This is a genomic window from Chryseobacterium echinoideorum, assembly GCF_007474535.1.
GTDB classification, from domain to species: domain Bacteria; phylum Bacteroidota; class Bacteroidia; order Flavobacteriales; family Weeksellaceae; genus Chryseobacterium; species Chryseobacterium echinoideorum.
In genome coordinates this window covers 26882-50989 of the sequence record NZ_VKNW01000009.1, presented here as the reverse complement: position 1 = coordinate 50989, position 24108 = coordinate 26882, and the positions used below count along the sequence as shown (strand labels likewise).

At 35.5% G+C, this 24108-nt stretch carries 27 protein-coding genes; 12 read left to right on the top strand and 15 right to left on the bottom strand.

Annotated elements, in window-relative coordinates; translation table 11 throughout:
- Positions 1 to 198: 198 nt before the first annotated feature.
- The 6 genes from FOL89_RS12450 to FOL89_RS12425 all read left to right on the top strand — a co-directional run bounded on the left by FOL89_RS12450 (position 199) and on the right by FOL89_RS12425 (position 5176).
- Positions 199 to 1539 (top strand): TolC family protein, encoded by a 1341-nt coding sequence (locus tag FOL89_RS12450; protein ID WP_144283129.1) that lies wholly within the window; start codon positions 199 to 201, stop codon positions 1537 to 1539.
- Position 1540: 1 nt separating this feature from the next.
- On the top strand, positions 1541 to 2131 hold the full coding sequence (locus tag FOL89_RS12445) for a SprT-like domain-containing protein (RefSeq protein WP_144283128.1): 591 nt from the start codon (positions 1541 to 1543) through the stop codon (positions 2129 to 2131).
- Positions 2132 to 2133: 2 nt separating this feature from the next.
- Positions 2134 to 3213 carry a mannose-1-phosphate guanylyltransferase gene (locus FOL89_RS12440; protein ID WP_228444911.1) on the top strand — a complete coding sequence of 360 codons (1080 nt, stop codon included), beginning with the start codon at positions 2134 to 2136 and terminating at the stop codon, positions 3211 to 3213.
- Positions 3214 to 3247: 34 nt separating this feature from the next.
- A complete protein-coding gene (locus FOL89_RS12435; RefSeq protein ID WP_144283127.1) occupies positions 3248 to 3916 on the top strand; it encodes a hypothetical protein in 669 nt (222 codons plus the stop codon).
- Entirely contained in the window at positions 3879 to 4418 is a 540-nt protein-coding gene (locus FOL89_RS12430) for a GNAT family N-acetyltransferase (RefSeq protein WP_144283126.1), read from the top strand. Before FOL89_RS12435 ends, FOL89_RS12430 begins: the two co-directional genes overlap by 38 nt.
- A gap of 74 nt (positions 4419 to 4492) precedes the next feature.
- Positions 4493 to 5176 (top strand): FKBP-type peptidyl-prolyl cis-trans isomerase, encoded by a 684-nt coding sequence (locus tag FOL89_RS12425; RefSeq protein ID WP_144283125.1) that lies wholly within the window; start codon positions 4493 to 4495, stop codon positions 5174 to 5176.
- A 225-nt stretch (positions 5177 to 5401) separates the two neighbouring features.
- Here FOL89_RS12425 and bcp read toward each other — a convergent pair whose 3' ends face one another.
- Positions 5402 to 5851, bottom strand: coding sequence for a thioredoxin-dependent thiol peroxidase (gene bcp / locus FOL89_RS12420; protein ID WP_144283124.1), 450 nt, complete (start codon positions 5849 to 5851; stop codon positions 5402 to 5404).
- Between the two features lie 34 nt (positions 5852 to 5885).
- On the opposite strand from bcp, the gene FOL89_RS12415 reads away from it, so the two are divergent.
- Positions 5886 to 6506, top strand: coding sequence for an endonuclease III domain-containing protein (locus FOL89_RS12415; RefSeq protein ID WP_144283123.1), 621 nt, complete (start codon positions 5886 to 5888; stop codon positions 6504 to 6506).
- Positions 6507 to 6659: 153 nt separating this feature from the next.
- Here FOL89_RS12415 and FOL89_RS12410 read toward each other — a convergent pair whose 3' ends face one another.
- Together FOL89_RS12410 and FOL89_RS12405 are read right to left on the bottom strand one after the other, a co-directional pair.
- Positions 6660 to 7049 carry a DUF1398 domain-containing protein gene (locus FOL89_RS12410; RefSeq protein ID WP_144283122.1) on the bottom strand — a complete coding sequence of 130 codons (390 nt, stop codon included), beginning with the start codon at positions 7047 to 7049 and terminating at the stop codon, positions 6660 to 6662.
- A gap of 26 nt (positions 7050 to 7075) precedes the next feature.
- Positions 7076 to 8872 carry a DUF885 domain-containing protein gene (locus FOL89_RS12405; RefSeq protein ID WP_144283121.1) on the bottom strand — a complete coding sequence of 599 codons (1797 nt, stop codon included), beginning with the start codon at positions 8870 to 8872 and terminating at the stop codon, positions 7076 to 7078.
- Positions 8873 to 9168: 296 nt separating this feature from the next.
- Here FOL89_RS12405 and FOL89_RS12400 point away from each other — a divergent pair, with 296 nt between their 5' ends.
- The 4 genes from FOL89_RS12400 to FOL89_RS12385 all read left to right on the top strand — a co-directional run bounded on the left by FOL89_RS12400 (position 9169) and on the right by FOL89_RS12385 (position 11787).
- A complete protein-coding gene (locus FOL89_RS12400; protein ID WP_144283120.1) occupies positions 9169 to 9630 on the top strand; it encodes a hypothetical protein in 462 nt (153 codons plus the stop codon).
- Positions 9631 to 9795: 165 nt separating this feature from the next.
- Positions 9796 to 10500 carry a MotA/TolQ/ExbB proton channel family protein gene (locus tag FOL89_RS12395; RefSeq protein WP_143882984.1) on the top strand — a complete coding sequence of 235 codons (705 nt, stop codon included), beginning with the start codon at positions 9796 to 9798 and terminating at the stop codon, positions 10498 to 10500.
- A 9-nt stretch (positions 10501 to 10509) separates the two neighbouring features.
- Positions 10510 to 10905 (top strand): ExbD/TolR family protein, encoded by a 396-nt coding sequence (locus tag FOL89_RS12390; RefSeq protein ID WP_144283119.1) that lies wholly within the window; start codon positions 10510 to 10512, stop codon positions 10903 to 10905.
- 3 nt (positions 10906 to 10908) lie between these two features.
- On the top strand, positions 10909 to 11787 hold the full coding sequence (locus FOL89_RS12385) for a ferric siderophore ABC transporter substrate-binding protein (RefSeq protein ID WP_144283118.1): 879 nt from the start codon (positions 10909 to 10911) through the stop codon (positions 11785 to 11787).
- Between the two features lie 15 nt (positions 11788 to 11802).
- Here the strand turns inward: FOL89_RS12385 and FOL89_RS12380 are convergent, their stop codons facing one another.
- From FOL89_RS12380 to FOL89_RS12325, 12 genes are all read right to left on the bottom strand, one after another.
- Positions 11803 to 12195, bottom strand: a complete 393-nt coding sequence (locus tag FOL89_RS12380) for a hypothetical protein (protein ID WP_144283117.1) — start codon at positions 12193 to 12195, stop codon at positions 11803 to 11805.
- Positions 12192 to 12470, bottom strand: a complete 279-nt coding sequence (locus tag FOL89_RS12375) for a hypothetical protein (RefSeq protein ID WP_144283116.1) — start codon at positions 12468 to 12470, stop codon at positions 12192 to 12194. The genes FOL89_RS12380 and FOL89_RS12375 overlap by 4 nt, the downstream gene beginning before the upstream one ends.
- Positions 12471 to 12472: 2 nt before the next feature.
- Positions 12473 to 13876 carry a nucleoside recognition domain-containing protein gene (locus tag FOL89_RS12370; protein ID WP_144283115.1) on the bottom strand — a complete coding sequence of 468 codons (1404 nt, stop codon included), beginning with the start codon at positions 13874 to 13876 and terminating at the stop codon, positions 12473 to 12475.
- 150 nt (positions 13877 to 14026) lie between these two features.
- On the bottom strand, positions 14027 to 14539 hold the full coding sequence (locus tag FOL89_RS12365) for a DUF6973 domain-containing protein (RefSeq protein ID WP_144283114.1): 513 nt from the start codon (positions 14537 to 14539) through the stop codon (positions 14027 to 14029).
- A 129-nt stretch (positions 14540 to 14668) separates the two neighbouring features.
- A complete protein-coding gene (accD, locus tag FOL89_RS12360; protein WP_144283113.1) occupies positions 14669 to 15523 on the bottom strand; it encodes an acetyl-CoA carboxylase, carboxyltransferase subunit beta in 855 nt (284 codons plus the stop codon).
- Positions 15524 to 15600: 77 nt separating this feature from the next.
- Positions 15601 to 16671 carry a class II fructose-bisphosphate aldolase gene (gene fbaA, locus FOL89_RS12355; RefSeq protein WP_144283112.1) on the bottom strand — a complete coding sequence of 357 codons (1071 nt, stop codon included), beginning with the start codon at positions 16669 to 16671 and terminating at the stop codon, positions 15601 to 15603.
- A 71-nt stretch (positions 16672 to 16742) separates the two neighbouring features.
- Complete coding sequence (locus tag FOL89_RS12350) at positions 16743 to 17609, bottom strand: NAD kinase (protein WP_144283111.1); 867 nt, start codon at positions 17607 to 17609, stop codon at positions 16743 to 16745.
- A 1-nt stretch (position 17610) separates the two neighbouring features.
- Positions 17611 to 18261: a CBS domain-containing protein gene (locus tag FOL89_RS12345; protein ID WP_144283110.1), complete on the bottom strand. Its 651-nt coding sequence runs from the start codon at positions 18259 to 18261 to the stop codon at positions 17611 to 17613.
- Between the two features lie 184 nt (positions 18262 to 18445).
- Entirely contained in the window at positions 18446 to 18976 is a 531-nt protein-coding gene (locus FOL89_RS12340) for an RNA methyltransferase (protein WP_144283109.1), read from the bottom strand.
- A gap of 82 nt (positions 18977 to 19058) precedes the next feature.
- A complete protein-coding gene (locus FOL89_RS12335) occupies positions 19059 to 19940 on the bottom strand; it encodes a bestrophin family protein (RefSeq protein ID WP_144283108.1) in 882 nt (293 codons plus the stop codon).
- Positions 19941 to 20017: 77 nt separating this feature from the next.
- Positions 20018 to 21118: a glycosyltransferase gene (locus FOL89_RS12330; RefSeq protein WP_144283107.1), complete on the bottom strand. Its 1101-nt coding sequence runs from the start codon at positions 21116 to 21118 to the stop codon at positions 20018 to 20020.
- Positions 21118 to 21342, bottom strand: a complete 225-nt coding sequence (locus FOL89_RS12325) for a uroporphyrinogen decarboxylase (RefSeq protein WP_144283106.1) — start codon at positions 21340 to 21342, stop codon at positions 21118 to 21120. The genes FOL89_RS12330 and FOL89_RS12325 overlap by 1 nt, the downstream gene beginning before the upstream one ends.
- Before the next feature lie 151 nt (positions 21343 to 21493).
- Between FOL89_RS12325 and FOL89_RS12320 the strand changes: the two genes are divergently transcribed.
- Complete coding sequence (locus FOL89_RS12320) at positions 21494 to 24028, top strand: ATP-dependent Clp protease ATP-binding subunit (protein ID WP_144283105.1); 2535 nt, start codon at positions 21494 to 21496, stop codon at positions 24026 to 24028.
- Positions 24029 to 24108: the final 80 nt, after the last annotated feature.

Here is a 24108-nt window from a genome sequence, read left to right as displayed (position 1 = left end):
ATTTTTTGTTTTTTGTAACTTTTTTCCGTTCTCTTCGTCTAATGGAGGAAAGCCAATACAAACACACCTATGAATGAGTTTGTGTAATTTGAAAAGAATAAATATTTCATCATTAAATCGCCATTGCAAATTTTGAAGCAAAAATCCCTGTAAATGTTGGCGAATATATATGACCTTTAAAAAAATAAACATCTACGTATGAAAAAAGTTTTGACGATTATTTTAGGATTATCCTTTGCCGGAATAAGTGCTCAGGAAAAATGGTCTCTGAAGGAGTGTGTAGATTATGCCGTGAAACACAACCTTCAGGTAATTCAAAATGAATATTCAAAACAAATACAGGATACCAATCTGAAAATTGCTCAGAAAAACTATCTCCCATCTGTAAGTGCAAATATGGGAAACAATGTGAGTTTCGGACAGGCATCTTTAGGAACGGGAAGTATCAGAAACGACAGATTCAGCAATAATATAAATATTGGAGCAGATGTTTTGATTTTTAACAACGGAAGACTGGAAAAAACAATAAGGAAAACAGAGTTCGATGTAGAAGCCAGCCAGTATGATATTGAAACAATTAAAAATGATATTTCGCTTCAGATTGCAAGACAATATTTAACTACCTTGCTCAATAAAGAGATTGTGAAAATCGCTCTAAGTGCAACAGAAAACGCTAAGAAACAATACGACAGAGCAAAAATCACTACGGAAGTTGGAACTACAGCGCAAACTATTGTTGCAGAAGCAGAAGCAGCATGGGCAAGAGAAAAACAAAACCTGAAAACTGCCGAAATCAATGTAGACAGAAGTCTATTTGCTTTAGCGCAGCTTCTTCAGCTTAAAGAATATAAAGATTTTGATGTGGAAGATGTGGAAATTTCCGAAACATTGAGTCCGCAGCTTATTTCGACAGATGATGTTCTGGAAACAGCTTATGAAACACAACCACAGGTAAAGGCCGCACAAAGCAGAATAAAGTCTGCAGAAGCTCAGACAGAAGTTACAAAAACAGCTTTCTGGCCAACATTAACCGCAAGCATTGGCATTGGAACATTTTATAACAACCTTTTGAATACCAATAATGTCGGAAGCAGTTTATTCTATGTGAAAGAGGGAAGTCTTTTTCAACAATATAAGGATAATTTCGGGCAACAGGGCGGAATCAATCTCAACATTCCAATTTTTAATAAAGGAATTACCAAACTTCAGGTAGAACAGTCAAAGATCAACGAATTTATTGCTAAAAATGCTTTGGAACAGCAAAAACAAGCTGTGAGACAAAATGTACAGCAAGCTCAGTTTGATGTAGATGCCAATTATGAGGTATATCTTGCCGCAGTAGAAGCCGAGAAAAGCACAAAACTGGCAATGGATTTTGCAGATAAAAGCTATGCAGCGGGACGTACAACTATTTATGATCTTAATATTGCAAGAAACAATTACGCTAATGCACAGGGTTCTGTGGAACAGGCAAAATATAATTATATTTTCAGTTTAAAATTATTGAATTTCTATGCAGGAATTCCGCTAAGCTTGTAAAATGTCTGTTCAGTCTTTACAAAATTATTTACCCGAGAACACTCTTCCATATTTAAAAAAATGGTTTTCAGATCATTATATTCATATTAAAATAACAAGAAACAGAGAGTCAAAGCTTGGAGATTACAGAAAACTGAAAGATCAGTCTCACGAAATTACCATCAACTCTACCCTTTCTCCACAGCTTTTCTTTTTTGTGCTTACTCATGAGCTGGCTCATCTCATCGCCTTTGAAAAATATGGTCGTAAAATAGCTCCTCATGGTACCGAATGGAAACAAACTTTCCGCCTTATGCTTTTAGAAAGCATTGATGTTTATTCAGAAGATTTAAAACCTTTCATTGCTAATTTTTCTAATGCTCCAAAAGCCAATTTTATGGCAAGTCCTGAATTGGTACAGTATTTTGACATGAGAAATGAAGATGATGGTTCAGTATATATCCATGAGCTTAAAAGTGGGGATCATTTTATATACAGAAGCGGAAAATACGTTTTGCAGGGTCTGATTAAAAAGAACTATCTTTGTATTCATCTGGCTACGGGAAGAAAGTATTCTTTCAGACCTTTGGCGAGAGTGATAAAATGCAGTTAAATATGTCGAAATCAGATCAATACTGCGTGATAATGGCGGGAGGAATCGGGAGCAGATTCTGGCCTTTAAGCACACAGAAATTTCCAAAACAGTTTCAGGATATTTTAGGAACGGGTCGTACCATGATCCAGCAGACCTATGACAGAATCAGCAAGATTATTCCTAACGAGAATATTTTTGTAATTACCAATAAAGAGTACACGGCGATTTCTCATCAGCAGCTGCCGGAAATTCCGGAACAAAACATTGTGGGAGAACCACTTATGAAAAACACCGCAGCCTGCAATCTTTATATGGCAAATAAAATCGCAGAGATCAATCCTGAAGCAACGATGATTGTTTTACCGGCAGATCACTTAATTTTAAAAGAAGAAACTTTCCTTGAAAAAGTAAAGCTGGCTTTTGAAATAGCCTCCAAAAACGATTACCTGGTAACACTAGGAATTACCCCAACAAGACCTGATACAGGATATGGATATATCCAGTTTGTAGAAACGAAAAATTCAGATTATTATAAAGTAAAAACATTTACCGAAAAGCCAATTCTGGAAATTGCCAAAAGTTTCCTTGAAAGTGGTGATTTTCTTTGGAATGCCGGGATTTTTATCTGGAATGTACAATCTATTCAAAAAGCTTTTGAAAATTTTCTTCCGGAAATGACACAGCAGTTTACCGTGTGTGAATACAATGCGGTCAATGAAACCAGCTGTATTGAGCTCATTTACCCTAAAATCCAGAAAATATCTATCGACAACGGAATTTTAGAAAAAGCGAAAAATGTGTATGTGATTCCTGCGGATTTAGGATGGAGCGATCTAGGAACTTGGACTTCTGTTTTCGAAAACAGCGAAAAGGATCAACATGATAATTCAATTAACATCAAAACTGCCCTCACTTACGATTCTAAGGGAAATATTATTCATATTAAAAATAATAAAGCTGTCGTCATAGACGGATTGAAGGATTTTATCGTTGTAGATACAGACAAAGTTCTTTTAATCTGCCCCAGAGAACACGATCAGCAGATTAAAGACTATGTTTTAGATCTGAAAAGCCTCAAAAAAGGCGAAAAATATATGTAAAATATGGCATGATTTGTGTCGAATTTCCAAAGCTATGACATTATATAAAAGTACTTTTTTTTCTGTTTTCTTATTTCTTGGGATATTTTCTTTTTCTCAGGAGAAGAAAAAATTCGTCAACGTGGAAGGAGTTTTATCTAAAATTTCACCTGATCACCAAACAGCAGATTTCTGGGTTTTGGTACATAACAGCTACGGAAGAAATAAAGAAATAAAAGTTTCCGGGACAAAAAAAGATTATACTCCGCAGTTTTCAGGATTTAGTCTGAGACCGGGAGAAAACAGCTTCTTTTATATCGTTTCAGGAAAAGGTGATCAAATAACTTACATTACTGATATTAAAGACCTTAAAGGCTTCATCGGAAAGGTAAACAATGTAGATGAGGCTGCCTTATCTGCTGTTCTGGAAGGATATATGATAGATGAGCAGTTTGTAGATGTTGCAGCCAATCATTACGAAGACAAAAACAATTACTATCTGGATTTGGGTAAAGTTACCTCAACCGAATGTCCTTACCAGAAGACCCATTATACATTAACAGTCAGCAAGGCGACAGGAAAGATTTCGAATGTAGAAGACCACGGATCGTATATGGAAGTGTATACTAAAAACTGCAAAAACAACCCAAGACTTTTAAAATTAGAAAAGAAAGAAGAACCAAAAGATGAACCATCAAAACAGTCTGCTAAAAAAAGAAGATAATTTTTACGAAACCGAGAGACTTCTCATTCGTCCTATGTCTCTGGAAGATGCCGATTTTATTTTTGAGTTGTATAATATGCCTTCTTTCATCCAATATATCGGAAACAGAAATATACTTACTGTTGGTGATGCAGAGACTTATATTCAATCTAAATTTTTACCTCAATTTGAGAAGCTGGGCTTTGGGAATTATCTCATTATTTTAAAAGAAGGAAATCATAAAATTGGCGGGGTAGGAATATTTGAAAGAGAAGGTCTGGATGTGATGGATATTGGTTTTTCCGTGCTTGAAAAGTTCGAAGGCAAAGGTCTGATGTTTGAAGCTGCACAAAAGATCATCTCAGTAGGAATGAGTGATTTTGGGTTAAAAAAAATTTCAGCCATTACAACTAAAGACAATTTTTCTTCCAGAAAACTTATTGAAAAACTGGGTTTAAAGTTCAAAAAAATGGTTACCATCCCGAATGACACAAAAGAACTGATGTATTACGAAACAGAATAAAATACAAATAAATATTCTTATCACGTATTCCGTTACAAAATCTTAAATTCGCAAAATATATTTATATCTCAACAATGAAAAAAACCTTATTTACCTTAGCTCTTCTTACCGGAGCAAACCTCGTATTCGCGCAAAAATCTTATACCGATGAGCAGAAAGCCTCCTATTATATCGGTCTTGATATCGCAGAAAATATGAAAAGACAGGGGTTCCCTGCGGATGCAGAACTTTTGGCACAAGGCATCAAAGATGCTCTTACCGAAAAACCTGCACTTTTCCCGAAAGAAGAAATGGGAACTTTCCTGCAAGGCTTTATGCAAAAGCAAAACGAAAAGAAACAAGCCGAAGCCAAAGTAAAAGCTGAAGAAAACAAAAAAGCAGGAGCAGATTTTCTTGCTAAAAACAAGCTGAAAAAAAATATAAAAACTACGGCAACCGGTCTGCAATACGAAGTTTTGAAAGAAGGTGATGGCAAAACAAAACCAACAGCTTCAAATACGGCAAATGTAATGTATACAGGAAAGCTGATGGACGGAACTGTTTTTGACTCTACCGATAAAAATGGAGGAAAACCTATTGAGCTCAACCTATCCAGCGTAATTCCCGGATGGACAGAAGGAATACAGCTTATGAGCAAAGGAGCTAAATACAGATTCTATCTTCCTTCCGATCTTGCGTATGGAGATAATGGAGCAGGAAACGTAATTCCTCCCGGAGCAACACTTATTTTTGATGTTGAGCTGGTAGATTTTAAATAATCATATATACTCTAATCTCTCAATTTAATTGATAAAAACCCTTTCATTTTTTTATGAAAGGGTTTTTTAGTTTTCGTTAAGCGTTTTTCATAATAATCGTCATCATCAAAGTTCATCATAAAATCAATATTTTATCAATTGATTTGCATAAAATGATATACCGATTTTGATCATTAATGAAAAAATAAAGTTTCTTACGTATAAAGACTATATGCTTCGAAAAAATTACCCTTCTAAAATTTGGGCTGCATGATCTTTTGTTCGAACTTTATCAATAACCTGTGTACAAACCCCTTTTTCATCAAAGATAAAAGTAGTTCTTACAATCCCCATAAATTCTCTGCCCATGAATTTTTTCATTTGCCAAACTCCAAATTTTTCGATCACATCATGGTTCTCATCTGCAATGACATCAAAAGGCAATTCATATTTATCACTAAAGCTTTTCTGTCTCTTCACAGAGTCTGCACTTACACCAAGCAATTGATAACCTTGGTTCTTCAGTTCAGAATAATGATCCCTCAAACTGCAGGCTTCTGCTGTGCAACCCGGCGTACTTGCTTTTGGATAAAAGAAAACAACAAGCTTTTTTCCAAGCAGTTTTTCTGATTTAACCGGCTCTCCATTCTGATTTATTCCTTCAAATTGTGGTAATTGGTCTCCTACTTTCAGCATAATGATTTATTTTTGTTCAAATTTAGTGTTTTCAATGACAAAAAAGCAAAGAGCAGAGTTGGTTCAGACCGAACTGGAAAAATTATATCCGGAAGTTCCTGTTCCGCTGGATCATACTGATCCTTATACATTAATGGTTGCCGTAGCACTTTCTGCACAGACAACAGATAAAAAAGTGAATCAGGTTACACCGGAACTTTTTGCTGTTGCAGGAACTCCGCAAAGAATGGCTAATCTGGAAGAATATCAGATCAAAGAGCTTATTAAAGAAATAGGGCTTTCTAATACGAAAGCCAAAAACCTGAAAAGAATGGCAGAGCTTCTCCTGGAAAGGCACAACGGAGTGGTTCCTCAAACCTATGAAGAGCTGGAAGCACTACCGGGAGTAGGTCATAAAACGGCTTCCGTAGTCATGAGTCAGGGATTTGGATTTCCCGCATTTCCTGTAGATACGCACATTCACAGATTGATGACGCAATGGAAACTCACTTCAGGCAAAAACGTCGTAGAAACCGAAAAAGACGCCAAAAACCTTTGGAAAGAGGACGTATGGAATAAACTACATCTTCAGATTATTTTTTACGGAAGAGAATATTCGCCTGCAAGAGGAAAAGGAGAAAAAGATTTTATTACGAAAATGCTGTTCGAAAAATAAGGTTTTTCTTTCTGATTACTGTTTTCAGATTTACAACTTAAAAAGTACACAGCCAAAATAAAAATATAATGAAATACAATGTCTTTACCACGAGCTGATTTAAAGTGTAAGTAAAACTAAAAAGTCACAAAAATTAATTTGTGACTTCTATTTTTAATGAGGTATTTCTTCTACCAGAATTTCGTTTCCGGCTTTGTCGTAGTAAATACAGGTGAACTGACCCAAATCGACAATCCATTTTTCAATTCCTGTTTCGGCGCAGTCTTCACAAAACTTCTTATAATCTGTTTCTCCCCTTTGATGGCTTTTCAGTTGTTGTATGAATTTCTCTTTATCCGTTTGATTTTCAATTGTCAGATCAGAATATTTAGGTTCAGACTTAGTAGCGAAACCATTTTCGCCAAAATATTCTGTATGGCTGTCTTTTACCCATGTTTCAAAAGATTTTACTCCTAATTCTTTGATCTCTTTAATGTAATCCGGAAAATCGGCTCCCGATTTTACCTTGCGGTGTGCTTTTTCAATTTGCTCTACTGTAAACATTTTTTTTCGTTGTATTTTTAATTTAATTATTTCTGCTTCTTCGCCCAAAGTTCCATTTTTCTGTTCAGAACATCCAAAGGAAGACATCCCTGATTCAGAATTTCATCATGAAATTTAGCCAGACTGAATTTTTTTCCCAATTCTTTCTGATATTTTTCTCTCAGTTCTCTTATTCTCAAAGACCCGATTTTGTACCCTAAAGCCTGTCCCGGCATTGCCATATATCTTTCAACTTCTGCAACTGCACCGGCTTCGTCATAGGCAATATTGTTCAAAAAGTAAGTAATTGCCTCTTCTCTGGTCATTTTACCTGTGTGAATTCCTGTATCCACAACAAGACGAACGGCACGAAGCATCTGGTCGCTCAAATATCCCATTTTCTGATACGGATCTGTATACAGACCGAATTCCGGACCTAAAGTTTCACAATAATGAGCCCACCCTTCTCCATAAGCTCCAAACCAACCGAATCTCATAAATTTTGGTAGATTGGTATTTTCCTGCTGTAAAGAAACCTGATAATGATGTCCCGGAATTGCTTCATGTAAAAAAAGAGATTCCATTCCGGAAGTAACATTGAATTTTGCAGGATCAGGAAGCGGCATATAAAATATTCCCGGGCGTTTTCCGTCGGGCGTTCCCTGAATGTATTCTGCACTTGCGCTTGCTTCTCTGAATTTTTCGGTCTGTCTGATCTCAAATTTAGTTTTAGGCGTAACGCTAAACATCGTTTTGAGTTTAGGAGTAATTTTAGCAAGTATCCCGTTAAAACCATCCAACACTTCTTTGGAGGTCTTGTAAGGCATTGCTTTAGGATCTGTTTTTACCGATGTAATAAACTGTTCTAATGTTCCGTTGAAACCTACCTGCTGCTTTACCTTTTCCATTTCAGAACGCAACATTGCTACTTGCCCCAATCCTATTTTATTGATTTCTTCGGGTGATTTATCAGTAGTTGTCCAGCTTTTAGCATAAAATGCATAAATATTTTCCCCATTAGGAAGACTGTTGTAACCATCAGTTTCTCTTGCTTTTGGCAGATATTCCTTTTCAAGAAAATCTCCCATTTTTTGATAAGCCGGGATGATATTTTTTAAGATAGACTCTCTGTAAAGTTTCGTCAGCTTTTCTTTCTGCTCTTTAGTAAAACTTTTGGGGAAATTATTGATCGGTCCGTAGAAAATATTTTTTTCCATATCTGTTGTCACAATTTCTTCTGATCTCATCTGGGGAATCATTTTTACAACAAGCTTTTTAGGTAAAACCATTTTATTGTTGATTCCTTCTCTGAAATTCTCTGTTGCGGCATTCATCCAGTCGGGAAACTTTTCCATTCTCTTGAGCCAGTCTTCATAATCTTTTTCGGTATTGAAAGGCTGACTTCCCTGTCCGCTTCCATATAAAGGAAAACTCAAAGGCAAACCTCCGAATTGCGTAAAAGGAATGTACTCCGGATGATAAGCGAAAGTTTCAATTTTATCATTCAGTGTAAAATCCAAAACATCATACACCACTTTATCTTCGTCTGAAAGAGTATTATAATCAACATTTCTCAGCTGAGTAAGCACAGAATTGTAAAATGCTATTTCACCCGAAATAAAATCTTTGTCAATATTAACCGGCAACTGATCATTGTATCTTAAATCTCCTTGAGAAGTGGCTTCTAAAGGATAAAGTTTTAAATATTGCTCATAATATTTGGAGGCAATAGAATCAATATTTGTAGGAGTAACTTTCGTAAGGGGCGAATCTGATTTTTTGCAGGAAGAAATTCCCAGTGCAATAAATATCCCCAGTGCAGCTTTCACTATAATCTTTTTCATAGGCTGATTTTTAATTTAATGTTCATATACTATTCGTTCAACAATAACTTTCCTGAGCCGAACGAAGTTGATATTAACAGTGGTCTGTAATCAAAATCATTATCCCTGATTTTGTATACATATTTATTTTTTAAATATTACAGAAACAAAAATAACCAATATCAGGATGTAAATTGATTTTATTACGCAGAATTTCATAAAAAAAATTTCAAAATATTTTTCACATTCACACATTTTTCTATCTTTGTCTGAACCATTTAACACTCATCGTATTACTGTTCTTTTTTTAAGAAATAATGAAAGGGATTTTAAAAATTTACCATCCGGACGAAACACTTAAATACAACATAAAAAGCTCTTACTGCAAGGCTGTTTATAGTAATCAAAAACACTTACTGGAAGTAGAAATCATCACAGATGACAGTCTGGATCATGTAGATGATGACTCGCTGCAATACAATTTTCCTCAAATTTCTATGGAGATTTTCGATTTCCCGATAGATTCTGATGAGATTGAAGGCAAAACTTTCCTCATCAATGACTCTGAGGAAGAAAGTTATACAGAAGTAGATTTATTTGATGATGAAGACGCTTTTATCTATGATAATGAATTGTGTTTTGAAAAAAATGACGAAAACGAACTTCAGGTAATCTGGAAGGGTACAATAGATGATTTTTACACCGGCTCAGATAGTCCTCTTCCTTTTCGTATGAAATGTGAATTTAAGCAGGATGAGATCATCGTAGACGAAGACTAAAAATAAATCTTATTAAAACAATATAAATTTCTTTTCAATATTTTGGAGAGAAATTTGCTTTTTAGGGAAAATACTCTCAAAAATAATTTTTTAAGCTTATTTTAAGATAAAATCTGATAATATTCGTTTATTTTTGTCGTTTAAACTATTGTAAATTATCATATAATGCTGCTAACGGAACTTACACAACTTTTGTTTGCACAGGCAACAACGCCTGCTGTTACAATTAATAAAACCGAATTTTCATTTTGGGAAATCCTCTTTCACGGTGGTGCTTTCGCAAAAATCGTGATGGTAACAGTTCTTACATTGGGTGTTTTCTCTGTATATCTTTTTTTTGAAAGATTTTTCTTCATCAGAAGAATGGCTTCCAAAACAGATTCTAATTTTATGAATAATATTGAAGACTTCATAAGAGACGGAAAAATAGAAGCTGCAGCAGATTATTGCAAAACCCAAAACTCCCCGGAATCCCGCATTCTGGAAAAAGGAATCTCAAGACTGGGAAGACCTGTTTCTGATATTGTCAGCGCAATGGAATCTCAGGCACAGATCGAAGTTGCCAATATGGAGAAAAACCTCAACCTTTTGGCTGCCGTACCCAGTATTGCTCCGATGTTAGGGCTTTTAGGAACGGTAATCGGGATGATTATTGCATTTTTTGATCTATCTCATTCTGAAGGAGCTTTTTCGCCAAAAACACTTTCAGAAGGTATTTACACAGCACTTGGACAAACAGCCGTTGGTTTGGCGGTAGCAATTCCTGCCAACTTTTTTTATAATCTTCTATTGACGAAGATTGATAAATTTGTTTTGAGAGCTCAAAATATATCGGGAGAATTTTTAGATATTATTAATAAACCTTTATAATTAAAAGGGATGAAAATTCAGAGAAGAAATAAAGCACACCCGGAATTCAGTTTAGCAGCGATGACAGACGTTATCTTGCTGATGCTGATTTTCTTTATGATTACCTCATCAGCGGCTAATCAAAGTGCAATTGATGTGAAGTTGCCACAAACCGCAAGTGTGGAGAATAATATTCCCAACCCGATGACAGTAAGTGTAAAACCCGATGGCACTTATTATGTGGATGACAGACCTGTAAGCCGGGAATTGGTAGAGCAAACTATCGTAAGTGATTTACAAAACAAATCTGCAAAATCTTTCACCATAAGAGCAGATGAAAGTACGATGCATAAAGACGTTGTTTTTCTAATGGAAATTGCCGAAAAACATAAACTGAGCATTGCTATTGCAACGGTAAAAGAATAAGAAATGAGAGGTTACACTATAGACAGAAACGAAGAAAATAAAGACAAAATCAAAAGTGCGGTAATTTCTGTGCTGATCTGGTCTGCCATTTTGTTATTCGTTTTCATCTACAAAATGAAACCTAAACCTTCTGAAAAAGAACCCGAAATTGTTACCACAATGCTTGTCAATTTTGGAGACAACAGAAACGGAGCCGGCATTGATGAACCCGCCAATCAGGAAGGGAGTTTAGCTGCACAAGCTATAGAAAACAGCAATGAACTCGTAGAAAATTCGGCTTCTGAACCTAAAACGATTATTACTCCGGATCCCAAACCGGAATCAAAAAAAACAGAGGCAAAAGACAGAATCATTACCGGAAATAATACCAAAGTTACAGTTCCCAAAAAAGAAGTTTCGGAAAAAAATAAAAAATCTACCGCAAGTTCTACGGTAAAAAGCACTAAAAGCTCAGCCAACACAACCAATTCCAAAACAGGAAGCGGGGATGGAAAAGGAACTGCAGCAATCGGAAATCTGATTAAAGGACGAGGCACAAAATCCGGAAGTCAGGGAACCGGAACCGGAATCGGCAACAACGGAGACCCTTTAGGCGGTGACGGAAATGGGGACAGTAAAGTAGGAATCGACAGAAGATTGGTAGGATATATTCCGGGAACAATGGGAAGAGGTGGTACACAGCCTGGTCATAACTGCTCAGCAAGCGGATCAATCACCATTGCATACACCGTTGATAAAGCAGGAAATGTAGTCACTGCAAGAAGATCAGGCGGAACCTCAGATCCTTGCGTAGTTTCCACTTCGGTTGGTTGGGTAAAGAAATATGTAAAAGCAGAAAAAGCGTCAGTATCTTCTACTGGAACCTATAATATAACTTTCTAAAAATACAAAAGCACTTTATTCAAGTGCTTTTTTTATTTCGCTGATCCTGTTGATAATGGGGAGTGCAAAAATACCGCTGGTTTTAAGATAAATCTCATAAAAGGTTTTTGCCTTGTCTAAAAAATCATTGTTATTGAGTACTTTTCCGTTGTAATAGAAAAGATTTCCAAGCATTTCATAATAATCTTTGTGATCACGCTCTTGTCTTTCCTGAACGATTTCAATGATCTCTTCTTTTGTTTTTGAAGAGAGGGTCACAAAATCAAACTTGAAAATATCTTTCATTAACGAATCAAAATCAAGTTCTTTTTGCATTAAACTTTCTTCAGGCTTGTCTAAAATCAGTTTTTCCAATGCTTGAGTTAACTGACGTATGAGTCTTAAGGTGAATTCTTTATCTGTTATCATTTTTCTGTATTTATCATTTTATCAATATCTGGCGTTGAATCTTTTTTAGAAATAAAACCAATAGTCCCTTCTTGGCTTCGATACATTTTAGATGCTAATTTTGCTCCAATAATAGCTCCTGAAAAAAGAATTAAAATGGCAATAATAAGAGTGACGCTTTTTGGATTCATAAAGTATATTATTGCTGAAATGACTGCTCCAATCAAGAAAGGAGAAAGAAATATTTGAACCCAACCGATTAATTCTATAAATTTCTCAAAGATATTACTTCTCATAATTAAGCAAAAAACATATAAGCCAATAAAATAGCAGTGATCACGCCTACCAAATCTGCCAAAAGCATCGCAATTACAGTATATCTCGTATTTTTAACAGCTACTGCACCGAAGTAAACTGCAATCACGTAAAATGTCGTATCCGAACTTCCCTGAAGTACGGCTGCCAATTTCCCTTGGAAACTATCGGGTCCGAAAGTTGCCATTGTATCCATCATCATTCCGCGGGCTCCGGAGCCTGATAAAGGTTTAATTAAAGCTGTCGGAAGTCCGTCTACAAATCTTGCATCAAGGCTGAAAAAATTCGCTACCCATTTCATGCCATCAATGATGACTTCAAAAACTCCGGAAGTTCTCAAAAGCGAAATGGCAATCAGCATTCCTACTAAATAAGGAATAATTTTCACACTTGTCGTAAAACCTTCTTTAGCACCATCAATAAAAGCATCAAATACATTTATTTTTTTATAAAGAGCTCCCAAAACAATGGCAATAAAGATAAAAAGTATCAATCCGTTGCTCAAAACCTGACTGAAAGTATCCAGATTTTCTTTGCTTAAACCAACTAAATAAGCGACAAGAAGCCCGACAAGCAAAGAAATCCCGCCGATATAGGCTAAAAGAACAGGCTGTAAAAGGTTTATTTTCTGATAAATTGATACAATAATCATTGCTGCCAATGTTGCTGCAAAAGTCGCTATCATACAATAAAGAAATATGTCTGTCGGATTTTGTGAACCGGCAGAAGCTCTCAATGCAATAATAGAAACAGGAATAAGGGTCATCCCTCCTGCATGAAGACAAAGAAACATAATCTGCGAATTGCTCGCTGTGTCTTTATTGGGGTTTAATGCCTGTAAACTTTCCATTGCTTTGAGTCCGAAAGGAGTTGCTGCATTATCTAAACCTAAAAGATTGGCGCTGAAGTTCATCAGCATATGTCCGAAAGCAGGATGGTTTTTTGGAATTTCGGGAAATAATCTTGAGAAAAAAGGCTGAATTAATCTGCTTAATAAATTGATTCCGCCTGCTTTTTCAGCAATCGCCATAAACCCCATAAAAAGAGCCATAATTCCTATTAATCCCAAACAAATTTTCACAGCGGTCTCAGAAGTTCCAATGACACCATCGGTTTGCTGAACCCGGTAGACCTGAACATTTTGCTTAAGAGAATCTGTTTTGTAGTGAATCCTGTTATTTACAAAATCACTGCTCTTCGTGAGACCTTCTTTTACAACAGGTGAAAACTCGTTCATCGTTTGAGTCGCAATTCGTACCGTATCTCCACCCCTTCCAACAACCATATCATTGAAAATGGTCTTATAATGACCCGAAGAAATATATTTAACGCTTGCAACGGCAATTGCAATAATGATAAATGCTGACCAAATTCTACTGAGAACCATTTTATTGAATTAATTTTAGAAAAGATAATAAATTAAAAGTAAAACCTAAAAAAACTTTTACTTTTTGAACTATTAAGATTGATTAGATGTTAAAATGATTAAGCGTAACTTACCTTAAATATTAGTTTTTTTAATCGTTAAAATCAAAAGTTATTTTTCATCCAAATACACCAAGAAGCCTTCAAAATCATCGTCTAAACTTTTTAAGACTTTTGCATGAGCCGTTTTTTTCTGCAATTCATCAATGAAAAAGCTTTTCTCAAAAAACTGCCGGTGGATTCCGGGTAAAAGTTCCATGAAATAATCCATCCCGATTTTATTGTTATGCAGATCCATTTTGGTTTCTAAAGGCTCATTCGGGAACAATTCTTCATGAAGATCTGTAATTTTTTTGCAGAAGTTAAAGGCTTTCTCCGGAGAAGATACTTTACTGCAGTACATCATAATAAGACAGCACCAAAAAGCATGTCTGAATGCATTTCCTTTTCCGTTTTTAGATGCTGTTTTAGGATAGAGCTTCTGCGCAATAGAAAAAGCTTTTACTGTTGCATAAAAACTTAGAACCGAAAAAAGAGGATGTGGCAAAACAGCAGATAAAAGCTTGAGAATTTTTTTGAAACTCATGCTTCGTATCGTATTGAAAATCACTTTAAAAGTTCTCATAAACTGCTGTTTTGTGGTTTAACTTCAATATAAAGCTATACAAGTTTTAAAATTAGATTAAATTATTATGGGTATTACAACAAAAAATCTCTCCCAAACTGAGAGAGATTTGTTTTATTAGTTGAAACTTTATGCTTTTGCAGCCAATAGATTTACTGTCTTAGATACTTTATCTTTTATTTCTGTTCTTTTCACGATAAAATCTACAAAACCTTTCTGTTGTAAAAACTCTGAAGTCTGGAAGCCTTCCGGTAGATCTCTTCCGATGGTCTCACGAATTACTCTTGGTCCTGCAAATCCGATCAACGCTTTTGGTTCTGCCATGATGATATCTGCTGTCATTGCAAAAGATGCGGTAATTCCTCCAAAAGTAGGATCACAAAGATAAGCAATGTACAAAAGTCCAGCTTCAGAAAGCTGAGCCAGTTTTGACTGTACTTTTGCCAGCTGCATCAAAGAGTATGTAGCTTCCTGCATTCTTGCTCCACCAGATTGGCAGATAATCATATAAGGAAGTTTTTTCTCCAGACAGTAATCTACTGCTCTTCTGATTTTTTCTCCCATTACAGAACCCAAAGAACCTCCGATAAAAGCAAAATCCATACACGAAACGACCAGTTTGGTTCCGTTGACATCACCGACCGCATTTCTGATAGAATCTGTAAGTTTTGTTTTTGCTTTTACTTCCTTCAAACGGTCTGTATAAGATTTGGTATCTTTGAAATTAAGCATATCAATGCTTTCAACATTAGCGTCCAGCTCTGTGAATTTGCCTTCGTCAAAAAGGATGTCAAAAAACTCTGCACTCCCTATTCTTACATGAAATCCGTCTTCAGGAGAAACATAGTTGTTTTTTTTCAGCTCCTCGTGTTCCACAACTTTTCCCGACGGAGTCTGATGCCAAAGACCTTTCGGCACATCCTTTTTCTCGTCTGTAGAAGTGGTAATATTTTGTGCTTTTCTTTTAAACCAGTCGAATGCCATTTATAAAATTTTAGATTTTAGATTTTGAATTTTAGATTTTAAAGGTCATTTAAAATTTATAATCCAAAATTTACAATTTATTTAAGCGTATTTACGTTATTTAAATCTTCAAATGCCTTTATCAGCCTTTTAGAGAAAGTTTCTTCTCCTTTTCTGATCCAAACTCTTGGATCATAGAATTTCTTGTTTGGCTTATCTTCTCCATCAGGATTTCCGATCTGAGTTTTCAGATATTCGATATTTTCTGTCATATAATCTCTGATTCCTTCTGTATAAGCAAACTGAAGGTCGGTATCAATATTCATCTTAATTACCCCGTAATCAATTGCTTCTCTGATTTCTTCTAAAGTAGAACCTGAACCACCGTGGAATACAAAATTGATTGGCTTTTCAGCAGTACCAAATTTCTCCTGTACAAACTTCTGAGAATTATCTAAGATTTTCGGAGTTAAAACTACGTTACCCGGTTTGTAAACTCCATGAACATTTCCGAAAGCAGCTGCAATTGTAAAATTGTCAGAAATAGCTTTAAGCTTTTCGTAGGTATATGCTACATCTTCCGGCTGAGTATATAATTTAGAATTGTCAACATCAGAATTATCAACACCATCTTCCTCACCTCCGGTTACCCCGATTTCAACTTCCAAAGTCATTTGCATTTTTGCCATTTTCTCGAAATATTCAGCTGAAATTTCAAGATTTTCTTCTAAAGATTCTTCAGAAAGATCAAGCATGTGAGAAGAATAAAGTGATTTTCCTGTTTGCTTGTAGAATTCTTCGTTAGCTTCCATCAAACCGTCAATCCAAGGCAACAATTTTTTTGCAGCGTGATCTGTATGCAGAATTACCGTTGCTCCGTAAGCTTCCGCCAAAGTATGAATATGTTTAGCTCCTGCAATACCTCCCAAAATAGCAGATTTCTGCGCATCGTTGCTTAATCCTTTTCCTGCGTTGTAAGCAGCTCCTCCGTTGGAAAACTGAATAATAACAGGTGAATTTAATTTTGCAGCAGTTTCCATTACAGCGTTTACGTTGCTTGAACCGATTACGTTTACTGCAGGTAATGCAAATTTATTTTCTTTTGCATACTGAAAAATATCTGTAACTAACTGACCTGTGGCAACTCCTGCCGGGAAAATTCTGCTCATATTTTAGCTTTTATATAAGATTAAGTTTAGTTTAAAAAATTCTTGTAAAGATAATATTTTTTGATCAATAATTAATTTCTTTTGTCTCTCCCCCACAGAAGCTTCTGTCGGATGGTTTCATAGAAGCTGAGATTGTCCGGCTGTACCAGCAAAATCTGGAAACCTGCTTTTCTGATCACAATTTCCTGATCTGTTTCAATATGAATCAATCTTGAATCTAATGAAAGTGAATATTGAGGAACGCGGCTTTCAACTTTAAATTTAATTTCTACTTTATCATTAACGACCAAAGGTCTCACATTGAGATTGTGTGGTGCAATGGGTGTGATGACAAAATTTTCGTTGTTGGGAGAAATGATAGGACCTCCGCAGCTTAATGAATAAGCAGTAGATCCTGTTGGGGTAGAAACGATAACTCCATCACCCCAGAAAACATTCAGAAATTCGTTATTAATGTAAGAATCTACCGTAACCATGGATGTTGTTTCTTTTCTGGAAATCGTAACATCATTTAATGCATAAGGAAAAAATGCATCTGATCTTGGAGATACTACTTCAATCACAGAGCGGCGGCTGGTTTTTATATTTCCTTTCAGTATAGAATCTAATTCTTTGAAAGCTTCTTCTTTGGTAAAACTTGCCAAGAAACCCAGTCGTCCGGTATTAACCCCGACAATCGGAATTTCCAGATCTTCAATAAAAGTTAATGAGTTTACAATAGTTCCGTCTCCTCCAAAAGTAAAGAATAAGTCTACTTTTTTCTCGATAAGGTCCTGTTTATGGGCAAAAGTCTCAAAAATCTTTGAAAACTGAAGCGCTTCTGCCATTTCGTTATACAAAACAGACTGTACTCCCCTGCTTTCCAGTTCAGAAATAAATTTGCTTAAATATAAAAAAGTATCAAGATCTTTTTTCTGAGAATAAATGGCTGCCTTCATATTAGATTTCTATAAATTTCTGTAAAAAGCCGAACCGGTCTTTCAACAAATCTGTTTTTTCGTCAGAATAGTATTTCTCTACAACTCTGTAGTCGTATCTGTCGAATGTTGCATCAATGGAAGCCAGATTTTCATTACTCATTTTTACAGTAACCTGTATCACCTCATCAGAAATCATACTGATAAAGCCTCCGTAAAATTTTGAGTTGTTGCTTTCAACAATATTGGCAATTTCTGTCATCGAATATTTTCTGGCAGGAATTTCTACGGTAATAATGGCTCCTGTTTCTGAAAAAAGAGGGTATCTTGACAATGTCTGAAAAACATCATCGCAGGTTATATATCCTAAGTACTTTTCAGATTTATTGATAACAGGTATCACATTCGCATTAAAAGTATAAAAAAGACGAATGCTGTCTAAAATATTATTGTCCTCAAAAATAGCAAAACGCTCAATCTGATGTTCCAGATTTTTGAGCAGACCCTCTTCTTCGTAGAGAAAGTCTTTGGCAATCGCACCATAAAAGTGATGAGATTTTTTGATGAAAATATGTGTATATCCAAATGCTTCTATTGTTTCTCTTGCCGATTCTATAGAGTCAGTAAGGTGAAAACACGGAAAATCTTTTGAGACATAGTCCTTGATAAACATTGTGCTAATTTATAAAAAATTCAACGAAACCATTTCCTAATAATAAAGTTTTTTTTTGAAATTTTAAAACTTTGAGTTAAAAATTTTGTCGGATTATAAAAAAAACGTATCTTTGTCGCCTTTCATTTTTACTTTTTATTAGATTTATTTCAAACTGCACTGTCTTTCGGACAGAAGCAGTTTTTTATTTTAGGGCTTTTGCAAACTCCCACATCACAATACCACCACAAACACTTACATTTAGAGAATGTTTGGTTCCCAATTGCGGAATTTCAAGAAAGGCATCAATATTTGGAAGTGCCTCATCACTGATTCCGTCAACTTCATTTCCTAAAATCACTGCATATTTTTTAGATTGTTCAATCACAAAATCCGAAATCATTTTGCTGTCTGATGTCTGCTCAATTCCGAGAATTTCAAAACCTTTATTTTTCAGATCGTCAATTGCCGTATTAATATCTTTTTCATAACTCCAGTCAACACTTTCTGTAGCTCCCAGAGCTGCTTTATGAATTTCACGGTGCGGCGGCTGTGGTGTAATACCGCAGAGTACAATTTTTTCAACCAAAAACGCATCTGCCGTTCTGAAAGCTGCTCCTACGTTATGCATACTCCTAACATTGTCTAAAATAACTACTAAAGGAATTTTATTGGTCTTTTTAAATGTTTCTACATCTATTCTGTTGAGTTCCTCAAGTTTTAATTTATGTACCAAAATAATTGATTTATTTCTTATTATTTATTTACGAATTCTTCTTTGACATTGGATTTTAATCTTTATAATATTGAAACCCTTCTTATTTCTTTCCGCCCATAATCTGATGTACATTCCTTTCGATATTCTGAGCAATAGCTTCCATCGGAATATCATTTTCATCATTATTAAAAGGATCCTCAATTTCTTCTGCAATGAGTTCCAGACTCATCAGAACATAATACACAAAAACGGTAAGCGGGATCATAAAATATCCGAGATTAATGACATACGCCACCGGCAATGCCAAAACATACAGAATGATAAACTTTTTAATAAATGATGAATAAGAATAAGGAATCGGTGTATTTTTAATTCTTTCACAGCCTCCGCAGACATCCAGAAAACCCGAAAGCTGAGTATCCAGAAACAGCATTTCCGTATCCGAAATCTTTCCTTCTTTTTTAAGCTGATATAATTTGTGGGAAAGAAGCACGATTAAATCCGAAGGTCCGTGATTCGTCAGCGATTTTTCAATTTCAGAATAATCTTCGTCTAAGGCAAGTCTGGTAGATTCTTTTGAAAGATGTTTTGCCAGAAAGTGAGGAAAATATTTTACATATCTTGCGATCTGATGCGCAGATTGCCTGTCATCCACAAGAATCGTATTGATTTTTATGGCAAAATTACGGGAATCGTTCACCAGTTTTCCCCAAAGCTTCCTGCCTTCCCACCATCTGTCATACGCTGTATTGGTTCGGAAAACCAGTAGTAATGACAGGACAAAACCCAGTAAAGAATGAATCATTCCTACATTGCTGACTTTTGACTTTGATGTTAAATGAAAATATTCAATCTCAAGATATTGCACACCATAAGAATATACCGACATCAAAACCATCGTCGGAAATAGGATTTTTAAAGTATCACTTTTATGTAAGCTGAAAAGAATTTTCAGAAAATGTTTCGTATTATAAACTCTCATGCAATTATTGTCTTTTGCAAAGATAATTGATAAAAATTTGCCTATGGAATCTGTTCAGGGATTTTATAGACCTTTTGCTATTGAGAAGCCGCTTTTTCAAAAACAGAAAGAATTTTTACCTCTTCATTTTCCCAGCAAAAAAAATCTGCGGCATTTTCCAGCTCGTACTGGTAGTTATTTCTGCCTTTATCTAAAACTTTTTTTACTGCCTCTGCAATTGACCCGGGTTGATGATTATGAATAATTTCCCCTACATCAAACTGCTTTTTGATATTTTCCATTTCCGGAAACGGTGTCAGAATCAAAGGCACCCTCGCCTGAATGCAATCTAAAACTTTATTGGGTAAAGAATAAAAATAACTTTCTCCGCCATTTTCTTCGATACTCATTCCGCAATCTGCCAATAATGTTTCTTTTCTCAAATCCTCCGGTAATAGTTTTCCTAAAAACTGTACCTTGTCCTGAAGTTTTTCCTGAGTCACCAATGCTTCATATTCTTTTTTCATGGGTCCGTCGCCTGCAATTTTAAAAATGACATTTTCAAGATGATGCATTGCCAAAATGGCTTTGTCAATTCCTCGAAACGGATTAATAGCGCCCTGATACAACAATATTTTTGGCTGATGATCCGAAATCTTCATATTCAACTCTATTTTTCTCGGCGAATTCTGAACAATAACCGGCTGAATTTTATACTGATCCTGAAACCATTTCCCATAGCTTTCGCTTGCCGTTATCATAAAATTCAATTTCGGAACAATTTTATTTTGCAGATACCGCCACAGTTTTTGAGACATTTTGCCCTGGATGGCAGGCATTTCGGAAAAAATTTCATGACTGTCAAAAATCAGAGGGATATTCCTTTTTTTTGAAATTAAATAATTCGGAAGAAGTGCATCCAGATCATTTGCGAGAAGAATGGTATTATTATCAGTTTTTGATTTAAGACAATGATACAACTTCCAGTTAAATTCAAAATAAGCCGTTTTTAAACTTTTTGAAAGCAGTGGAATCCTTGAAAAAGGATAAGGACGCTGCATGATGGCTTCTCCGCCCCAATTATTTCCGATAAGCTCAACATCATATCCCTTTTCATGTAAAGTTCTGCAGACTTTTTCTATTCTCTGATCGGTGTAAAGGTTGCTAAAAGCAGAAACAAGAACTTTTTTATAAGCCATTATTTCTTTTTTGCAGTCAGTAGATGGTAAATTTGCACAAAACAAATAATCCCGTTGGGAATAATAACCGGCCAAAGCATCCCGCTGAATACACCATATACCACAAAACAGATGCATCCGATAAGGTTAACAATTCTTATTTTGGTTAAATCTTTAAGAATAAAACTTAAAACAATAAAAACAGAAGCGGTATAACCAATATAAGTAGCGATTTCGGGATTCATGAGGAAAATTTGAGAACAACAAACTTAATCATTTTCAGGAAGATAAAAAACTTTTTTCTGCCATAAAGTCATTAATTGTTTTTTGGTAAAATATTTGTAATTTAGATAACGAATACAAAGCAACGCTGCTTTTATTCTAATGAGATAAATTATGGATTATAAGTTTTCACAAGGTTTGAGCCAAGTGTTCAAGCAAAGCAAAAATGAAGCTCGAAGGCTGAAAAGTGAATTTCTTAATACAGAACATCTACTTTTAGGTATTATAAAAACAGAAAACTCTGCAAAAGAAATCCTTCAGAACCTTAATGCGGATTTAACACAAATCAGAAGAAAAATTGAAACTTTAAATACAGCAAGTTTAAACCCTATTTCTGAAGAGGTTACCAATATTTCTTTCACTAAAATGGCAGATCATGCCGTAAAACGTGCAGAACTGGAATGCAGACAGTATAAAACAAATGAAATTAATACCGTTCATTTGCTTTTAGGTATTCTGTATAAATATGAAGATCCTACTTCCAATATTTTGGGAGCTTACGACGTTGACTATGAAGGAGTTTCAAAAGAGTACCAGACTATGCTGAAAAATTCTGGTCAATCCCCTCAAAATTCTGCTTATGATGACGATGATGACAGAGAAGATTTTGAGCAGATGAGAAAGCCGACAGGGAATTTGGGTTCTGCCAAAAGCAAAACTCCCACATTAGACAATTTCGGAAGAGATCTTACCTCTTTGGCACGTGATGGGAAATTAGATCCTGTGATCGGACGTGAGAAAGAAATTGAAAGAGTTTCTCAGATTTTATCAAGAAGAAAGAAAAACAATCCTTTGCTAATTGGTGAACCAGGTGTCGGTAAATCTGCAATTGCAGAAGGTCTTGCGCTAAGAATTCAACAGAAAAAAGTTTCAAGAGTTCTTTTTGGCAAAAGAGTGATTACGCTGGATCTTGCAAGTTTAGTTGCAGGGACAAAATACCGTGGTCAGTTTGAAGAAAGAATGAAAGCCATCATGACAGAGCTTGAAAAGAACCGTGATGTAATTTTATTCATTGATGAGCTTCACACTATTGTAGGGGCAGGAAGTTCTACTGGAAGTTTAGATGCTTCCAATATGTTCAAACCGGCTTTGGCCAGAGGTGAAATTCAATGCATTGGAGCTACAACGCTAGACGAATACCGCCAGTATATTGAAAAAGACGGAGCTTTAGAAAGAAGATTTCAGAAGGTAATGGTAGAGCCTACTACTATTGAAGAAACTATTCAGATTCTGAATCAGATCAAAGATAAATACGAAGAGCATCACAATGTAGTATATACTCCGGAAGCAATTGCTGCTTGCGTAAACCTTACCTCAAGATATATTACCGATCGCTTTTTACCAGACAAAGCAATTGATGCAATGGATGAAGCCGGATCTCGTGTATATATCAAAAACATGAAAGTTCCTACAGCCATTATTGATTTTGAAAAGAAAATTGAAGAAATCAAAGAATTAAAGCAAAAAGCTGTTAAAGCACAGGATTATCTGGAAGCCAGAAAACTGAAGGATGAGGAGGAGCGTTTACAAATGGAACTGAATTCTGCTCAGGATCAATGGGACAAAGATGTTAAAGAAAAGAAAGAAACCGTTTCAGAAGAAAATGTTGCAGAAGTTGTTTCTATGATGAGTGGTGTTCCCGTAACTAAAGTGGGCAAAAATGAGCTTGATAAGCTGGCTCAGATGGATGAGAAGCTCAACGGAAAAGTAATCGGACAGGAAGATGCGGTGAAAAAAGTGGTAAAAGCCATTCAGAGAAACAGAGCCGGACTGAAAGATCCTAACAGACCTATCGGAACCTTTATTTTCCTTGGAACTACAGGTGTCGGAAAAACCGAGCTTGGTAAAGTAATGGCAAGAGAGCTTTTTGATTCTGACGAAGCTTTGATCAGAATTGACATGAGTGAGTACATGGAAAAATTTGCCGTTTCAAGATTGGTGGGTGCGCCTCCGGGATATGTTGGTTATGAAGAAGGCGGACAATTGACTGAAGCCGTAAGAAGAAAGCCTTATGCAGTAGTTCTTTTGGACGAAATTGAAAAAGCCCATCCTGATGTATTCAATATTTTACTTCAGATTTTGGATGAAGGTCACGTTACCGACAGCTTGGGAAGAAAAATTGATTTCAGAAACACCATTATTATCCTGACATCCAATATCGGAACAAGAGATATTAAAGATTTTGGCGATGGTGTTGGCTTTGGAACCAATGCTAAAAAAACCAACTCAGACTCAAGAGCGAGAAGCACTATTGAAAATGCTCTTAAGAAAGCATTTGCTCCAGAATTTCTTAACAGAATTGACGATATCATTATTTTTAACTCTCTTGAAAAAGATGACATTAAGAAAATTATTGATATTGAACTCAACAAACTGTACGGAAGACTTGAAAAACTGAATTATAAAGTTGAGTTAACTGACGCAGCCAAAGATTTCATTTCAGAAAAAGGATGGGATAAAGATTTCGGGGCAAGACCGCTGAAAAGAGCTATTCAGAAATATATTGAAGATTTGTTAGCAGAAATGCTGGTTAATAAACAATTAACCGAAGGAGAAACCGTTGTTTTGGACTTGAATGAAGCGAAAGACGGCTTAGAAGGTAAAACTTCAAAACCTAAAAAATCATCTGCTGAAAAGTCACAGTCTTAGATTAAATAACTAAACTATAAAAAAAGAAAGCATCGGAGAATTTCTCCGGTGCTTTTTTGATTTATAAAAAATAAAGGTAA

What these genes read in the sequence shown, in the direction of transcription:
- FOL89_RS12450 (WP_144283129.1), top strand. Translation starts at nt 199, where the DNA reads ATGAAAAAAGTTTTGACGATTATTTTAGGATTATCCTTTGCCGGAATA.
- FOL89_RS12445 (WP_144283128.1), top strand. Translation starts at nt 1,541, where the DNA reads ATGTCTGTTCAGTCTTTACAAAATTATTTACCCGAGAACACTCTTCCA.
- FOL89_RS12440 (WP_228444911.1), top strand. Translation starts at nt 2,134, where the DNA reads ATGTCGAAATCAGATCAATACTGCGTGATAATGGCGGGAGGAATCGGG.
- FOL89_RS12435 (WP_144283127.1), top strand. Translation starts at nt 3,248, where the DNA reads ATGACATTATATAAAAGTACTTTTTTTTCTGTTTTCTTATTTCTTGGG.
- FOL89_RS12430 (WP_144283126.1), top strand. Translation starts at nt 3,879, where the DNA reads ATGAACCATCAAAACAGTCTGCTAAAAAAAGAAGATAATTTTTACGAA.
- FOL89_RS12425 (WP_144283125.1), top strand. Translation starts at nt 4,493, where the DNA reads ATGAAAAAAACCTTATTTACCTTAGCTCTTCTTACCGGAGCAAACCTC.
- bcp (WP_144283124.1), bottom strand. Translation starts at nt 5,851, where the DNA reads ATGCTGAAAGTAGGAGACCAATTACCACAATTTGAAGGAATAAATCAG.
- FOL89_RS12415 (WP_144283123.1), top strand. Translation starts at nt 5,886, where the DNA reads ATGACAAAAAAGCAAAGAGCAGAGTTGGTTCAGACCGAACTGGAAAAA.
- FOL89_RS12410 (WP_144283122.1), bottom strand. Translation starts at nt 7,049, where the DNA reads ATGTTTACAGTAGAGCAAATTGAAAAAGCACACCGCAAGGTAAAATCG.
- FOL89_RS12405 (WP_144283121.1), bottom strand. Translation starts at nt 8,872, where the DNA reads ATGAAAAAGATTATAGTGAAAGCTGCACTGGGGATATTTATTGCACTG.
- FOL89_RS12400 (WP_144283120.1), top strand. Translation starts at nt 9,169, where the DNA reads ATGAAAGGGATTTTAAAAATTTACCATCCGGACGAAACACTTAAATAC.
- FOL89_RS12395 (WP_143882984.1), top strand. Translation starts at nt 9,796, where the DNA reads ATGCTGCTAACGGAACTTACACAACTTTTGTTTGCACAGGCAACAACG.
- FOL89_RS12390 (WP_144283119.1), top strand. Translation starts at nt 10,510, where the DNA reads ATGAAAATTCAGAGAAGAAATAAAGCACACCCGGAATTCAGTTTAGCA.
- FOL89_RS12385 (WP_144283118.1), top strand. Translation starts at nt 10,909, where the DNA reads ATGAGAGGTTACACTATAGACAGAAACGAAGAAAATAAAGACAAAATC.
- FOL89_RS12380 (WP_144283117.1), bottom strand. Translation starts at nt 12,195, where the DNA reads ATGATAACAGATAAAGAATTCACCTTAAGACTCATACGTCAGTTAACT.
- FOL89_RS12375 (WP_144283116.1), bottom strand. Translation starts at nt 12,470, where the DNA reads ATGAGAAGTAATATCTTTGAGAAATTTATAGAATTAATCGGTTGGGTT.
- FOL89_RS12370 (WP_144283115.1), bottom strand. Translation starts at nt 13,876, where the DNA reads ATGGTTCTCAGTAGAATTTGGTCAGCATTTATCATTATTGCAATTGCC.
- FOL89_RS12365 (WP_144283114.1), bottom strand. Translation starts at nt 14,539, where the DNA reads ATGAGAACTTTTAAAGTGATTTTCAATACGATACGAAGCATGAGTTTC.
- accD (WP_144283113.1), bottom strand. Translation starts at nt 15,523, where the DNA reads ATGGCATTCGACTGGTTTAAAAGAAAAGCACAAAATATTACCACTTCT.
- fbaA (WP_144283112.1), bottom strand. Translation starts at nt 16,671, where the DNA reads ATGAGCAGAATTTTCCCGGCAGGAGTTGCCACAGGTCAGTTAGTTACA.
- FOL89_RS12350 (WP_144283111.1), bottom strand. Translation starts at nt 17,609, where the DNA reads ATGAAGGCAGCCATTTATTCTCAGAAAAAAGATCTTGATACTTTTTTA.
- FOL89_RS12345 (WP_144283110.1), bottom strand. Translation starts at nt 18,261, where the DNA reads ATGTTTATCAAGGACTATGTCTCAAAAGATTTTCCGTGTTTTCACCTT.
- FOL89_RS12335 (WP_144283108.1), bottom strand. Translation starts at nt 19,940, where the DNA reads ATGAGAGTTTATAATACGAAACATTTTCTGAAAATTCTTTTCAGCTTA.
- FOL89_RS12330 (WP_144283107.1), bottom strand. Translation starts at nt 21,118, where the DNA reads ATGGCTTATAAAAAAGTTCTTGTTTCTGCTTTTAGCAACCTTTACACC.
- FOL89_RS12325 (WP_144283106.1), bottom strand. Translation starts at nt 21,342, where the DNA reads ATGAATCCCGAAATCGCTACTTATATTGGTTATACCGCTTCTGTTTTT.
- FOL89_RS12320 (WP_144283105.1), top strand. Translation starts at nt 21,494, where the DNA reads ATGGATTATAAGTTTTCACAAGGTTTGAGCCAAGTGTTCAAGCAAAGC.